The organism is Streptomyces sp. NPDC058579, from assembly GCF_042718575.1.
GTDB lineage: Bacteria > Actinomycetota > Actinomycetes > Streptomycetales > Streptomycetaceae > Streptomyces.
Genome location: NZ_JBHXPI010000003.1, coordinates 33,957 through 48,225, shown reverse-complemented (window position 1 = coordinate 48,225; position 14,269 = coordinate 33,957). Strand labels below are relative to the sequence as shown.

Annotated in this window: 12 protein-coding genes; 5 read left to right on the top strand and 7 right to left on the bottom strand. The window is 72.6% G+C overall.

Going from position 1 to position 14,269, the window contains the following annotated elements; genetic code table 11:
* Nucleotides 1-6 precede the first annotated feature (6 nt).
* Entirely contained in the window at nt 7-2,232 is a 2,226-nt protein-coding gene (locus tag ACFWRO_RS05510; protein WP_384504625.1) for an ATP-dependent RecD-like DNA helicase, read from the bottom strand.
* Between the two features lie 147 nt (nt 2,233-2,379).
* Here ACFWRO_RS05510 and ACFWRO_RS05505 point away from each other — a divergent pair, with 147 nt between their 5' ends.
* On the top strand, nt 2,380-2,844 hold the full coding sequence (locus ACFWRO_RS05505; protein ID WP_384504623.1) for a DUF937 domain-containing protein: 465 nt from the start codon (nt 2,380-2,382) through the stop codon (nt 2,842-2,844).
* 12 nt (nt 2,845-2,856) lie between these two features.
* Here the strand turns inward: ACFWRO_RS05505 and ACFWRO_RS05500 are convergent, their stop codons facing one another.
* The 3 genes from ACFWRO_RS05500 to ACFWRO_RS05490 are packed head-to-tail and all read right to left on the bottom strand — an operon-like array spanning nt 2,857 to nt 6,016.
* Nucleotides 2,857-3,669 carry a sugar phosphate isomerase/epimerase family protein gene (locus ACFWRO_RS05500; RefSeq protein ID WP_384504620.1) on the bottom strand — a complete coding sequence of 271 codons (813 nt, stop codon included), beginning with the start codon at nt 3,667-3,669 and terminating at the stop codon, nt 2,857-2,859.
* The gene (locus ACFWRO_RS05495) at nt 3,666-4,859 is read right to left on the bottom strand and encodes a dihydrodipicolinate synthase family protein (protein ID WP_384504617.1); all 1,194 of its coding nucleotides are present in this window, start codon (nt 4,857-4,859) and stop codon (nt 3,666-3,668) included. The genes ACFWRO_RS05500 and ACFWRO_RS05495 overlap by 4 nt, the downstream gene beginning before the upstream one ends.
* On the bottom strand, nt 4,856-6,016 hold the full coding sequence (locus tag ACFWRO_RS05490; RefSeq protein WP_384504615.1) for a Gfo/Idh/MocA family protein: 1,161 nt from the start codon (nt 6,014-6,016) through the stop codon (nt 4,856-4,858). The genes ACFWRO_RS05495 and ACFWRO_RS05490 overlap by 4 nt, the downstream gene beginning before the upstream one ends.
* A 192-nt stretch (nt 6,017-6,208) precedes the next feature.
* On the opposite strand from ACFWRO_RS05490, the gene ACFWRO_RS05485 reads away from it, so the two are divergent.
* Entirely contained in the window at nt 6,209-7,255 is a 1,047-nt protein-coding gene (locus tag ACFWRO_RS05485) for a LacI family DNA-binding transcriptional regulator (protein WP_384504612.1), read from the top strand.
* 149 nt (nt 7,256-7,404) lie between these two features.
* On the opposite strand, the gene ACFWRO_RS05480 is transcribed toward ACFWRO_RS05485, so the two are convergent.
* Nucleotides 7,405-8,355, bottom strand: coding sequence for an EamA family transporter (locus ACFWRO_RS05480; RefSeq protein WP_384504609.1), 951 nt, complete (start codon nt 8,353-8,355; stop codon nt 7,405-7,407).
* A 129-nt stretch (nt 8,356-8,484) separates the two neighbouring features.
* On the opposite strand from ACFWRO_RS05480, the gene ACFWRO_RS05475 reads away from it, so the two are divergent.
* From ACFWRO_RS05475 to ACFWRO_RS05465, 3 genes are all read left to right on the top strand, one after another.
* On the top strand, nt 8,485-9,399 hold the full coding sequence (locus tag ACFWRO_RS05475) for a LysR family transcriptional regulator (RefSeq protein WP_384504606.1): 915 nt from the start codon (nt 8,485-8,487) through the stop codon (nt 9,397-9,399).
* Nucleotides 9,400-9,515: 116 nt separating this feature from the next.
* Nucleotides 9,516-11,390 (top strand): glycoside hydrolase family 3 protein, encoded by a 1,875-nt coding sequence (locus tag ACFWRO_RS05470; RefSeq protein WP_384504604.1) that lies wholly within the window; start codon nt 9,516-9,518, stop codon nt 11,388-11,390.
* A gap of 76 nt (nt 11,391-11,466) precedes the next feature.
* Nucleotides 11,467-12,087: a hypothetical protein gene (locus ACFWRO_RS05465; protein ID WP_384504602.1), complete on the top strand. Its 621-nt coding sequence runs from the start codon at nt 11,467-11,469 to the stop codon at nt 12,085-12,087.
* 83 nt (nt 12,088-12,170) lie between these two features.
* On the opposite strand, the gene ACFWRO_RS05460 is transcribed toward ACFWRO_RS05465, so the two are convergent.
* Nucleotides 12,171-13,622 carry an aminopeptidase gene (locus tag ACFWRO_RS05460; RefSeq protein WP_384504600.1) on the bottom strand — a complete coding sequence of 484 codons (1,452 nt, stop codon included), beginning with the start codon at nt 13,620-13,622 and terminating at the stop codon, nt 12,171-12,173.
* A 155-nt stretch (nt 13,623-13,777) separates the two neighbouring features.
* Nucleotides 13,778-14,185, bottom strand: coding sequence for a hypothetical protein (locus ACFWRO_RS05455; protein ID WP_384504598.1), 408 nt, complete (start codon nt 14,183-14,185; stop codon nt 13,778-13,780).
* Nucleotides 14,186-14,269: the final 84 nt, after the last annotated feature.

The window sequence follows — 14,269 nt, the reverse complement described above, 5'->3', positions numbered from 1 at the left end:
GCCCGCTCACCTGGCCGCCGAGAGCCGGTGGGCCAGCGCGGTGAAGCGTCTGCCTGCGGAAACCGTCCGTACGGCCTGGGCGATCGCCTTGCGGGAGCCGACCAGGACGACGAGCTTCCTGGCCCGGGTGACGGCCGTGTAGAGCAGGTTCCGCTGGAGCATCATCCAGGCGCTGTTGGTGACCGGGATCACCACCGCCGGGTACTCGCTGCCCTGCGAACGGTGGATCGTGACGGCGTAGGCGTGGGCCAGCTCGTCCAGCTCGTCGAAGTCGTACGGCACCTCCTCGTCCTCGTCCGTGCGTACGGTCAGGCGCTGTTCGACGGTGTCGAGCGAGGTCACGACGCCGACCGTGCCGTTGAAGACGCCGTTGGCGCCCTTCTCGTAGTTGTTGCGGATCTGCGTGACCTTGTCGCCGACACGGAAGACCCGGCCGCCGAACCGCTTCTCGGCGAGGTCGGGGCGGGCGGGTGTGACGGCCTGCTGGAGCAGTCCGTTGAGCGCGCCCGCGCCGGCCGGGCCCCGGTGCATGGGGGCCAGCACCTGCACGTCCCGGCGCGGATCGAGACCGAATTTGGCGGGAATTCGTCGGGCGACGACCTCGACGGTGACCCGGGCGGCGTCCTCGGTCTCGTCCTCCACGAAGAGGAAGAAGTCCGGCAGGCCGGTGGTGACGGGCGGCTGACCGGCGTTGATCCGGTGGGCGTTGGTGACGACCCCGGACTGCTGGGCCTGGCGGAAGATCCGGGTCAGCCGGACGGCCGGAACCGGGCTGTCGGGCGCGAGCAGGTCGCCGAGCACCTCCCCCGCGCCGACCGACGGCAGCTGGTCCACGTCCCCGACGAGGAGGAGGTGGGCACCGGGTGCCACGGCCTTGACCAGCTTGTTGGCGAGGAGCAGATCGAGCATGGACGCCTCGTCCACGACCACCAGGTCGGCGTCGAGCGGCCGGTCCCGGTCGTAGGCCGCGTCCCCGCCCGGCTTCAGCTCCAGGAGGCGGTGGACGGTCGAGGCCTCGGCGCCGGTCAGCTCGGCGAGGCGCTTGGCGGCCCGGCCGGTGGGCGCGGCGAGGACGACCTTGGCCCGCTTGGCCCGGGCCAGCTCCACGATCGAGCGGACCGTGAACGACTTCCCGCACCCCGGGCCGCCGGTGAGCACGGCGACCTTACGGGTCAGGGCGAGCCGCACCGCCTCCTCCTGCTCGGGCGCGAGTGAGGCCCCGGTGCGGTCGGCGAGCCAGGCGAGCGCCTTGTCCCAGGCCACGTCCTGGAAGCCGGGCATACGGTCCTCCCCGGTGCGCAGCAGCCTGCCGATCTGCCCGGCGAGGGACAGCTCGGCGCGGTGGAACGGCACCAGGTACACGGCCGTCACCGGCTCCCCCTCGGGCCCGGGCACCGACTCCCGTACGACCCCCTCGGGGTCCGCCGCGAGCTCGGCGAGGCACTCGATGACCAGGCCGGTGTCGACCTGGAGCAGCTTCACCGCGTCGGCGATGAGCCGCTCCTCGGGCAGGAAGCAGTGGCCCTGGTCGCTGGACTGCGACAGGGCGTGCTGCAGCCCGGCCCTGACCCGGTCGGGGCTGTCGTGCGGGATGCCGACGGCCTGGGCGATCCGGTCGGCGGTGAGGAAGCCGATGCCCCAGACGTCGGCGGCGAGCCGGTAGGGCTGGTTGCGGACGACGGAGATCGAGGCGTCCCCATACTTCTTGTAGATCCGCACGGCGATGGAGGTGGAGACGCCGACGCCCTGGAGGAAGACCATGACCTCCTTGATGGCCTTCTGCTCCTCCCACGCGGCCGTGATGTTCTTCGTCCGCTTGGGGCCGAGGCCCGGCACCTCGATCAGTCGGGCGGGGGCGGCCTCGAGGATGTCGAGGGTGTCCAGGCCGAAGTGCTGGGTGATGCGGTCGGCGAAGACGGGACCGATGCCTTTGACGAGCCCGGAGCCGAGATAGCGGCGGATGCCCTGGATGGTGGCGGGCAGCACCGTCGTGTAGTTCTCGACCGTGAACTGTCTGCCGTACTGAGGATGGGAGCCCCAACGCCCCTCCATCCGCAGCGACTCCCCCGGCTGGGCCCCGAGCAGCGCCCCGACGACCGTGAGGAGATCGCCGCCACCGCGCCCGGTGTCGACGCGGGCGACCGTGTACCCGCTCTCCTCGTTGGCGTACGTGACCCGCTCCAGCACCCCTTCCAGTACCGCGTGACCGTGACCCCGACCCTCGTTGGACATGACCCGAAGGTAGCGAAGGGCACGGACATCGGGGGTAGGGGTGGGCGGGAGCCTGTGGACAACCCATAGGGGGTTGTCGGTTCGCGCGGGCCTGCGCGGCTGCGCTCCGACGTGCCGAGACGTCGGGGGAAACGTAGCGCTTCCGGCATGAGCGACGAATCATTCCAGGACGACGTGCTGCACGAGCTCGGCGACGACCGGCTCCAGGAGATCGCCGGGCTGCTCGGCACGGACGCGGCCGGGGCGCAGGAGGTCGTGGGCAGTTCGGTGTCCGCGCTCTCCGGGGAGCTGCGGCAGGCGGCCTCCGAGCCCGGCAGCGCGGACGAGGTACGGCAGGCCGTCGAGGAGGCCGGCTCCGCCGAGCCGCCGCTCCAGGGCGTGGCGGGCTTCGGCGGCCTGGTGAGCGGCGGCCTCATGGCCGGGGTGCTCGGCAAGCTGGCGAAGCCCGCGGCCAACGCCGTCGCCAAGAAGACGGGCCTCCCCCCGGCGACGGTCTCCCGCGCGATCGAGCTGCTCGTCCCCGTGGTCCTCGCCGTCATCACCAGGCGCGCGGCGGGCAAGAAGGCGGGGGCCGGAGGCCTGGGCGACATCCTGGGCGGGCCCAAGAAGTAGCGGGCCCCGAGGTCAGCCCACCTCTCGTACGAAGCCCGCCGCCGTCTCCTCCAGCACCTCGACGCCGTTCCTGGCCCACAGCTCGTCGTTGAAGAGCTCCACCTCGATCGGGCCCGTGTACCCGGCCGCCTCCACGAGGGTGCGCCACCGCCGGAGGTCGATCGCGCCGTCGCCGAGGCGGCCGCGGCCGTTGAGGACGCCGGCCGGCAAGGGGGTGGTCCAGTCGGCCAGTTGGAAGGCGTGGATGCGGCCCGCCGCGCCCGCGCGGGCGACCGCCGCCGGGGCGCGGTCGTCCCACCAGACGTGGTACGTGTCGACGACCACCCCGACCTGCGAGGCGGGGAAGCGCTCGGCGATCTCCAGCGCCTGGTCCAGGGTGGAGACCGCACAGCGGTCCGCCGCGTACATCGGGTGGAGGGGTTCGATCGCGAGCCGGACGCCCCGCTCCCCCGCGTACGGGGCGAGTTCGGCGATCGCCTCCCCGATCCGGGCGCGGGCGGCCGTCAGGTCGCGGTTGCCCGGGGCGAGGCCGCCGGAGACCAGGACCAGGGTGTCCGTGCCCAGGGCCGCCGCCTCGTCGATCGCCGCGCGGTTGTCGTCGAGCCACTGGGCCGTGGTGAAGAAGCCGCCCCGGCAGAGCGACGTGACCGTCAGGCCCGCGTCGCGTACGAGCTTCGCCGTCTCCTCCAGGCCGTGCCGCGCGACCGGCTCCCGCCACAGGCCCACGCCCGGGACGCCGAGCCGAACGCAGTTCGCCACCAGCTCCGGCAGGGACAGTTGCTTCACGGTCATCTGGTTGATGCTGAAACGCGAAAGCGGACTCATCGCTCGACTCCGTACACCGTCAGAAGGGACCGCATCCTCGACTCCGCCCGCTCCGGATCCGGGAACAGGCCAAGTCCGTCGGCCAGTTCGTACGCCCGGGCCAGGTGCGGCAGCGAGCGTGCCGACTGGAGGCCGCCGACCATCGTGAAGTGGTCCTGGTGGCCCGCGAGCCACGCCAGGAACACGACTCCCGTCTTGTAGAAGCGGGTCGGCGCCTCGAAGAGGTGCCGGGACAGCTCCACGGTCGGGTCGAGCAGCTCCCGGAACCCCTTCGCGTCCCCCGTGTCCAGGATCCGTACGGCCTCCGCCGCCAGCGGGCCCAGCGGGTCGAAGATACCGAGCAGCGCGTGGCTGAAGCCCCGGTCGTCGCCCGCGATCAGCTCGGGGTAGTGGAAGTCGTCGCCCGTGTAGCAGCGGACGCCCTCCGGGAGGCGGCGGCGCAGATCGATCTCGCGCTGGGCGTCGAGGAGGGAGACCTTGATGCCGTCGACCTTGTCCGGATGGGCCGCGATGACCTCCAGGAAGGTCTCGGTCGCCGCGTCCAGGTCGGCCGAGCCCCAGTACCCGCCGAGCGCCGGGTCGAACATCGGGCCGAGCCAGTGCAGGATCACCGGCTCGCTCGTCTGGCGCAGGAGGTGGGTGTACGTGTCCACGTACTCTTCCGGGCTCCCGGCCGCCGCCGCGAGGGCGCGCGAGGCCATGAGGATGGGCTGGGCGCCGGCCTCCTCGACGACGGCGAGCTGCTCCTCGTACGCCGCGCGGATCGCCACCAGGTCGGCGGGGCCGGTCAGTTGGTCCGTGCCCACGCCGCAGGCGATCCGGCCGCCGACCGCCTTCGCCTCGGCCGCCGAGCGGCGGATCAGTTCGGCCGCGCCCGCCCAGTCCAGGCCCATCCCGCGCTGGGCGGTGTCCATGGCCTCGGCGACGCCCAGGCCGTGCGACCAGAGGTGCCGGCGGAAGGCGAGCGTGGCGTCCCAGTCGACGGCGGCCGGGCCGTCGGGGGTGGTGTCGGCGTACGGGTCGGCGACGACGTGGGCCGCGGAGAAGACCGTACGGGAGGTCAGGACGCCGGAGGTCGGCGCGCCGCCCACGGGGGCCGGGGCGGGGGTCTGGTGCACGCCGGCCGCGGGGGCGAGCGGGCGCGGGCTGTACTCCCGTACCCCGCCGGACTCGTCGGGCAGCCGGATCACAGCGTGACCTCCGGGACGTCGAGGCGCCGGCCCTCGGCCGAGGAGCGCAGTCCCAGTTCGGCGAGCTGCACGCCGCGCGCGCCCGCGAGCAGGTCCCAGTGGTACGGCTCGTCGAGGACGACGTGGCGCAGGAACAGCTCCCACTGCGCCTTGAAGCCGTTGGCGAACTCGGCGTTGTCCGGGACCTCCTGCCACTGCTCGCGGAAGGGCTCGGTCGCCGGGATGTCCGGGTTCCAGACCGGCTTCGGGGTGGCCGAGCGGTGCTGGACGCGGCAGTTGCGCAGGCCGGCGACGGCCGAGCCGTGCGTGCCGTCCACCTGGAACTCCACCAGCTCGTCGCGGTTGACGCGGACCGTCCAGGAGGAGTTGACCTGGGCGACCGCGCCGCCCTCCAGCTGGAAGATGCCGTACGCGGCGTCGTCGGCGGTCGCGGGGTACGGCTTGCCGTGCTCGTCCCAGCGCTCCGGGACGTGCGTGGCGACGTGCGCGGTGACGCTCGTGACCCGGCCGAAGAGCTCGTGGAGGACGTACTCCCAGTGCGGGAACATGTCCACGACGATCCCGCCGCCGTCCTCGGCGCGGTAGTTCCAGCTGGGGCGCTGGGCGTCCTGCCAGTCGCCCTCGAAGACCCAGTAGCCGAACTCGCCGCGCACGGAGAGGATCCGGCCGAAGAAGCCGCCGTCGATCAGGCGCTTCAGCTTGAGCAGGCCCGGCAGGAAGATCTTGTCCTGGACGACGCCGTGCTTGACGCCCTTCTCGGCGGCGAACCGGGCCAGGTCGAGGGCGCCCGCGAGGTCACCGGCCGTGGGCTTCTCGGTGTAGACGTGCTTGCCGGCGGCGACGGCCTTGCGGATGGCCTCGACGCGGGCCGAGGTGACCTGGGCGTCGAAGTAGATGTCGACGGACCGGTCGGTCTCGTCGGCGAGCACGGCGTCCAGGTCGGTGGACCACTCGGTGAGGCCGTGCCGCTCGGCGAGCGCGCGCAGGGCGGGCTCGCGGCGGCCGACGAGGACGGGTTCCGGCCACAGCGTCGTGCCGTCGCCCAGGTCGAGGCCGCCCTGCTCGCGCAGGGCGAGGATCGAGCGGACGAGGTGCTGGCGGTAGCCCATGCGTCCGGTGACGCCGTTCATGGCGATACGGACCGTCCTGCGTGTCACGAAGGTGCCTCCATCACGTACTCAACCTCAAACATCACGTACACAACCTCAAACAGAAAGCGCTTTCTACGAACGAAGACGCTAGCCTGCCGACAACACACCGGACAAGGGGTCCGCCGGACTCTCCTCGACGCCCCCGCCCCGGCTCTCGCCCGCTCTTCCCGCTCTTCCCGCTCTTCCCGGAGGTACGCGATGACCGTCACGCTGTCGGATGTGGCCGCGCGTGCCCAGGTGTCCCCCGCCACCGTCTCCCGCGTCCTGAACGGCAACTACCCCGTCGCCGCCTCCACCAGGGAGCGGGTGCTGCGGGCGGTGGACGAGCTGGACTACGTCCTGAACGGCCCCGCGAGCTCGCTCGCCGCCGCCACATCGGACCTGGTCGGCATCCTCGTCAACGACATCGCCGACCCCTTCTTCGGGATCATGGCGGGCGCGGCGCAGAGCGCGATCGGCGAAGGTGCGCCGGGCCGGGCGGGTGGCGAGAAACTGGCGGTGGTCTGCAACACGGGCGGCTCCCCGGAGCGCGAGCTCACGTACCTCACGCTGCTCCAGCGGCAGCGCGCCGCCGCCGTCATCCTGACCGGCGGGGCGCTGGAGGATCCGGACCATGTGGCGGCGGTCTCGACGAAGCTCGCGAAGCTGACGGACGCGGGGACCCGGATCGTGCTGTGCGGCCGGCCGCCGGTGACGGGGGACGCGAGCCTGGCGGCGCTCACCTTCGACAACCGGGCGGGCGCGCGCCGGCTCACGGAGCACCTGCTCTCGCTGGGCCACCGGCGGATCGGTTACGTGGCGGGGCCCGCGGACCGGACGACGACCCGGCACCGGCTCGAGGGCCACCGGGACGCCCTCGCGGCGGCCGGGCTGCCGGAGGGGCCGACGGTGCACGGCCCGTACGACCGGCGCTCGGGCTACGACGCGACGCTCGAACTCATGCGCCGGGAACCGGAGTTGACGGCCGTCCTCGCGGCCAACGACACGGTCGCACTGGGCGCGTGCGCGGCGCTGCGGGACCAGGGGCTGCGGATCCCGGAGGACGTCTCGGTTGCGGGCTTCGACGACCTCCCGTTCTCGATCGACGCGGTCCCGGCGCTGACGACCGTACGCCTGCCCCTGCACGAGGCGGGCGCCCGCGCGGGCCGCCTCGCGGTCGGCACGGAGGAGCCCCCGCCTGGCGGCGTGACGACGATCCCGGCGGAACTGCTGGTACGGGAGTCGACGGCGCGCCCGCGGGGGTGAGGGCGCGCCCGCGAGGCGGCTCCGGGGTCGCGTGCGGGGGCGCGCTTCCGGGGTCGCGCGTGGGCAGGCGCCTCTGCGTCGCGCGGGGCAGAGGCGCCTCCGGCGTAGCGCGGACAGACGCCTCCAGGGTCAAGCGCGGGCACGCGCCTCTAGGTTCGCGCGCGGGCACGCACCTCTGGGGTCGCGGACACGGAGGCCTCCGGGGTGGTCGCGGACGCGGAGGTGTCCCCCTTCGCCGCGCCGCCTCGGCCCCACGAGAGCGTCGACAGGGCCACTCCCCCGACCAGCAGCGCCGCCGCGCACCAGCGCAGGGGTGAGACGGCCTCGCCCAGGAACAGGGCCGCCGACGACATGCCGAAGACGGGGACCAGGAGGGAGAACGGGGCCACTGAGGACGCCGGGTAGCGGCGCAGGAGCCAGCCCCAGGCTCCGAAGCCGAAGACGGTGACGACCCAGGCGCAGTAGACGATGACGCCCGCGCCGGTCCAGTCGAGCCCGCGCAGCGCTTCGAGGTCGCGCTCCGGGCCCTCCAGGAGGAGCGAGAGGGCGAGCAGCGGCAGTACGGGCACGGTGCTGACCCAGACCATGAAGTTGAGGGCGTCGGGCGGGGATGCCTTACGGGTCAGGACGTTGGAGACGCCCCAGCAGGCCGCCGCCGCGATGCACAGCGCGAAGCCCACCAGCGGGCCGGACGCACCCTCGTCGACCGCCGCGACCCCGATGCCCGCGAGCGCGACCGCCATGCCCGCGACCTTCACCTTCCCGGGCCGTTCGCCGAGCGCGACGAAGGCGAACAGGGCCGTGAAGACCGCCTGGATCTGCAGGATCAGCGAGGAGAGCCCGGCGGGGGCGCCGAGGTCCATGCCCGTGAAGAGCAGCCCGAACTTCGCCACGCCCAGGGCGAGTCCGACCCCCACGATCCACTTCCAGGCGACCGTGGGCCGGCCGACCAGGAAGACCGCGGGCAGCGCGGCGACGAGGAAGCGGAGGGCGGAGAAGAGCAGCGGCGGGAAGTGGTCGAGGCCGATCTCGATGACGACGAAGTTGACTCCCCAGACGGCGGCGACGAACGCGGCCAGGGCGATGTGGGCAGGGCGCATGGAAGAGAGCGTCGCCCACCATGAACGTGTAGCACCAGCTCGTATCTCTTCATGGTTGGATTTAGCAACGCTTCATCCGCGACCGCCCCCACCGCCCTCACCGCCCTCACCGCCCCGAGGAGCCCGCCCATGCTCGATCTCGGCCGCCTGCGCGCCCTCCACGCCGTCTCCGTCCACGGGTCCGTCGGCGCCGCGGCCGCCGCCCTCGGGTACACCCCGTCGGCAGTCTCCCAGCAGATCGCGAAGCTGGAGCGGGAGACCCGTACGACCCTGCTCGAACGCCGGGGCCGCGGGGTCAGGCTCACCGACGAGGCGTATCAACTGGCCGCCACCGCCGAGCAGTTGTTGTCGATCGTCGAGCAGGCGGAGGTGCGGCTCGAGGAGCGGCGCGGGCTGCCCGCCGGGCGGCTCTCGATCGGCTGCTTCGCGAGCGCGGCACGCGGTCTGATGCCCCGGGTCCTCGCCGACCTGGCGGCCCGTCACCCCGCGCTCGACGCCCGCCTGACGGAGGTCGACCCGCACATCTCCATCGAGCTCGTCGGGCGGGGAGTGATCGACCTCGCCGTCGCCCACGACTGGGACATCTCCCCGATGCCGTCCCCGCCCGGGCTCGAACAGGCGGTGATCGGCGACGACCTGTGCGACGTCCTCGTACCCCGCGGCCATCCGCTGGCGGGCCGGACGTCGGTGCGGCGGGAGGAGTTGGCGGAGCAGCGGTGGATCACCCAGCCGCCGGGCTCCGTCTGCCACGACTGGCTGATGCAGACCCTGCGGTCCACCGGCTGCGAACCGCACGTCGTCCACCAGGCCGAGGAGAACCACACCCAGGTCGCCCTGGTCGCGGCCGGCCTCGGGATCGCGATGGTGCCGCGCCTCGGGCGCGGGACGCTGCCGCCCGAGGTGACCCCGGTCCGGCTCGACCCGGTGCCGACGCGCCGGCTGCACGCGCTCTGGCGCACGGGCGCGGCCCGCCGCCCGGCGATCACCGAGACCGTCAGGACGCTCCAGGAGCACTGGCCGGAGGTGGCGTCGGCGGCGACCTGAGGGGCCGATTCCTGCTCAGGTCCTTGACCTGGCAGTTACTTTCGGGCTATCCGTGCTCCTTGGAAGTTTCCTTCACCGACTTCCCTCCCCACCCCGCACGGCCGGAAGGAGCATCAGTGCACCACCGCGCCCCCTCCCCCACCGCCTCTACCTCCCCCTCCCCATCCCCCACCCCCTCCAGACGCACCCTTCTCACGGTCTCCGCCGCAGCCGCCGCTGCCGCCGTCACCGGAGTCGGTACCCCCGCGCACGCGACCGGCGACGCGACGAGCGAGCGCACGCTCGAAGCGCTCATCGCCCGGATGTCCCTCGAAGAGAAGGTCGGCCAGCTCTTCGTCATGCGGGTGTACGGCCACTCCGCCACCGCCCCCGACCAGGCCGACATCGACCTGAACCTCAAGGAGATCGGCGTCCGCACCGCCGCCGAACTCGTCGAGAGGTACCACGTCGGCGGCGTCATCTACTTCTCCTGGGCACACAACACCCGCGACCCGCACCAGATCGCCGACCTCTCCAACGGCATCCAGCGGGCCGCCCTCGCTGGACCCACACCCGTCCCCGCGCTCATCTCCACCGACCAGGAGCACGGCGTCGTCTGCCGGGTCGGCGAACCGGCCACCCTGGTCCCCGGCGCGATGGCGCTCGGCGCCGGCGGCTCCCGCTCCGACGCCCGCGAGGCCGCCCGGATCGCGGGCGCCGAACTGGCCGCCGTAGGCATCCGGCAGAACTACGCGCCCGTCGCCGACGTCAACGTCAACCCCGCCAACCCGGTCATCGGCGTCCGCTCCTTCGGCTCCGACCCCGAGGCCGTCGCCGACCTGGTGTCGGCCCAGGTCAGGGGGTACCAGTCGGCCGGGGTCGCGGCGACCTCCAAGCACTTCCCCGGGCACGGCGACACCGCCGTCGACAGCCACTACGGCCTGCCGACCATCACCCACACCCGCGAGCAGTGGACCGAGCTCGACGCCCCGCCGTTCCGGTCCGCGATCGCCGCCGGCATCGACTCGATCATGACCGCGCACATCGTCGTCCCCGCGCTCGACCCGAGCGAGGACCCGGCGACCCTCTCCCGCCCCATCCTCACCGGCATCCTGCGCGAACAGCTCGGCTACGACGGTGTGGTGGTGACGGACTCCCTCGGTATGGAGGGCGTACGGACCAAGTACGGCGACGAGCGCGTGCCCGTCCTCGCGCTCAAGGCCGGTGTCGACCAGCTGCTCAACCCGCCGAAGCTGGACGTGGCCTGGAACGCGGTCCTCAAGGCCGTCCAGGACGGCGAGCTGACCGAGGCGCGGCTCGACGAGTCGATCCTGCGGATCCTGCGCCTCAAGGCGAAGCTGGGGCTCTTCCGCCGCCCGTACGTGACGGGCGGCGGAGTGGACCGTACGGTCGGCACCCGCGCGCATCTCGCCCGGGCCGACCGGATCGCCGAGGCCACCACCACCCTGCTCCTCAACGAGCGCGGCTTCCTGCCGGTCAGCCGCCGCAGCCACTCCGCGGTCCTGGTCGTCGGCGCCGACCCGGCCTCCCCCTCCGGCACCACGGGGCCGCCGACCACCGCCCTGGCCGCCGAGTTCACCTCGCTCGGTTTCACCGCCACCGCGCTGTCCACCGGGATCACCCCGACGGCGGCGAAGATCGAGGAGGCGGTGGCGGCCGCCGCGGGCAAGGACCTGGTCGTCGTCGGCACGTACAACGTCTCGGCGACCAGCCCCCAACGCACCCTCGTCGAGCGGCTCGTGGCGACCGGGGTGCCCGTCGTGACGGTCGCGATCCGCAACCCGTACGACATCGCCCAGCTCTCCGGGCAGCGGGCCACGCTCGCCGCGTACTCGTGGACCGACGTCGAACTGCGTGCCGCCGTCCGGGTGATCGCCGGGCACGCCCGGCCGCAGGGCCGTCTGCCCGTTCCCGTACAGCGGGCGGACGATCCGGCGCGGGTGCTGTACCCGGTCGGCCACGGCCTGTCCTACGTGAGACGTAACCAGTGACGCAGGCCCCCCGTTCTCCCTGGCGTCCGCCCGCCCCGGCGGGCGACGCTGGAACCGAGGAGACGGGGGGTCTTTCATGCGCGCTCTCATCAGCCCCGCGGCGTGGACCGCGGGGCTGCTGCTGCTCCTCGCCCTGACCGGATGTCAGCAGGCCCCTGACGGCGGGCCGCCGCTCCCCGTCACGTACACGAGCACGCCCCACGACCCCGGGGCGTCGTTCCTGGGGCCCGGGGACTGCTCCACGCGCGGGACGGTGTTCCGCGAGGTCCCGTGCACGAGCGAGAAGGCCGTCGCACGGGTGACCACCCGGTACCAGGGGCTCACCTCGGACGCCCCGACCTGCCCGCCGACCACGGACTTCGTCCTGCACGTCTCGGAGAGCCGCCCGGCGGCGGACGAGAACGGCGACGGCTCGGTACCGCGCGGCTACGCCTGCATGCGCAACCTGGAACCGCCGCATCCGGGCGACCCCGGGCAGGGCGGCGGGCCGCACACCGTCGTCGGGGACTGCGTGGCGCCCTCGGGCTCCTCTGGCGAGGGCCGGGTGAAGGAGACCGCCTGCGACGGCTCGGGGGAACGGCCGCCCGCGTTCCGGGTCGCGTCGGCGGTCACCAGCCGGGACCACTGCCCGCCCACCACCGCACTGTTCGTGTCGCTGGGCGGGGAGAGGCCGGTGGGCTGCGCCCGGCGGCTGTAGAGGCAGCCGGGCACAGCCCACGGGCCGTACGGGTCCTACGGGTCCTACGACCGTCTTACAGGCCCTACGACCGTCTTACGTCCCTACGGACGCAGACCGTGCTCCCTCTTCAGCTCGTCGTCCGTCGCGTTGTCGAGACGGGCGTCGAAGCGGGCCAGCGGCTGTCCGGCCTGGACGGCCGGGGCCTCGACCCCGGCCCAGGCGAGGATGCGGGCCGTGGCCTTCGTACGCTCGGCCTCGACGAGACCGGCGACCTGGGCTCCGTGGTTGGCGCCGGGGGCCGTGAAGACGTAGCTGTCACGGGCGCCCTTGCCGATGCGGAACGGCTCGGCTCCCCACGGGTCGTTGCCGCCGTAGACGAAGAGCATCTGGTTCGCGTTGTGGCGGACCCAGCTGTCGACGTCCCGCATGGCCGCCGGCTTGAACGTGGTCGGGATCTCGCGCGGCACGAAGTTCCGCGCGGGCTGGTAGCCGTACCGGGTCAGGCCCTTGAGGTGCGGGAGCTTGATGCTGGGCGAGCCCAGCTCGGTGGCGGCCTGGTAGTAGTACGGGGTGTACGGGTCGAGGCCCTGGTCGGAGTAGAAGGACCAGCCCGAGTAGGCGTCGATCGTCTGGTAGACGATGTCGTCGGTCGCGGTGGCGGCGTCCGGGACGTCGGCGCAGACGTCCTGGCCGTAGTACTGCCAGAAGCCCCAGACGAAGTCGAGGACGACGGCTTCGTACGCCTTGTCCAGGGAGCCGACGGTGTTGAAGGTCGCGCCCTCGGTCTCCGCCCACTCCTTGTACTTCTTCTGCAGCGGCTCGCGGCGGATCAGCGCCTCGCGCTGCATCGCGTTGAGCCGGTCGCGGCACTCCTTGGTACCGACGGTCTCGAAGAAGCGGTCGTAGGCCGAGTCCTCCTTGTTGTTCACGTCGTTCGGCGCCACGTAGGCGACGACGCCGTCCATGTCACGGGGGTAGAAGCGCTCGTAGTACGTCGCCGTCATGCCGCCCTTGGAGGCGCCGGTGGAGAGCCACTTCTTGCCGTAGATCTTCTTCAGCGCGGTGAAGATGCGGTGCTGGTCGCTCGCGGCCTGGTAGATGTCCAGCTTGGTCCAGTCGGCGGGCTGCGGCCGGGACGGCGTGAAGAAGCGGTACTCCATGGAGACCTGGTTGCCGTCGATGATCCGGGTGGGCTCGCGGCGGCTGGGGGTGGTGCTCAGCCCGTAGCCGCTGGTGTGGAAGACGGTCGGCCGGTCGGTGTCCTTGTGCAGCAGCGAGAGCCGCTGCTTGAACGTGCCCTTCCAGGGGCGGCGGTGGTCCACCGGCTGGGTGTACTCGAGGACGAAGAAGCGGTAACCGGCGTACGGCTTCTCCTCGATGAGGCTCATCCCGGGGATCGCCAGGATGCGGTCCTTGATGTCCGTACCGACGGCGCTGTCCGCGACGGCGGCCGGGCTGCCGGTGGCCGGCTCGGCGGCGGTAGCCGCACCACCCGCGCCGACGGTGCCTATGAGCACCGTGAGCGACATCAGCCATCTCAGCGACTTGCGCATTCACCCTCCCCTTGGTTCACAACGGTGTCGCGAACCTAGCGGGGTCAACGTGCGTACCGCCAGACCCAGTTGTTCCTTACCCGCGATCAAGATCCATGTAACCATCACCTAAACTCCCGCCAGCCACGGCAGGCCGCGCTCGTGTCACCCGCCCGTCAGCACAGCACCCACCCCGTCGACGCGCTCCGCCCCGCGATCGAGCCCGTGGCTCGGACGCAGCGGTTGAGGGCGTGGACGGTTATCGGGCCTGCTTGGCGGGTGTAGCGGCCGGTGTCTACGGCGGGGTGGCCGCCTCGGGGCTGGAGGGAGATCGACATCGCGCGGCGGGTGCCGGGGTGGGTGGCGACCGTGGTGGCGCAGGCGTACTGGCGGCTGCGGTAGAGGCGGAGTTCGCCGCCGGGGAAGGCCACGGTCTTGGTCGGGCGGCCCGCGCAGAGGGAGGCGGCGTCGGCGCTCGCGACGGCTGGGCCGGCGAGGGTGACGGTGGTGGTCGTGAGCAGGACTGTCAGTGCGTAACCGAGCAGCCGCCTGCCGTGTGCCGTCACGCCGAACCCACCGAACACCTGGATCCCCTCCCGACTCTTTGCCGTACGTGCGTACGACGCAGGAGGGGGCCCAGCGGTTGCGTCCTCAGTCCGCGGCCCGCA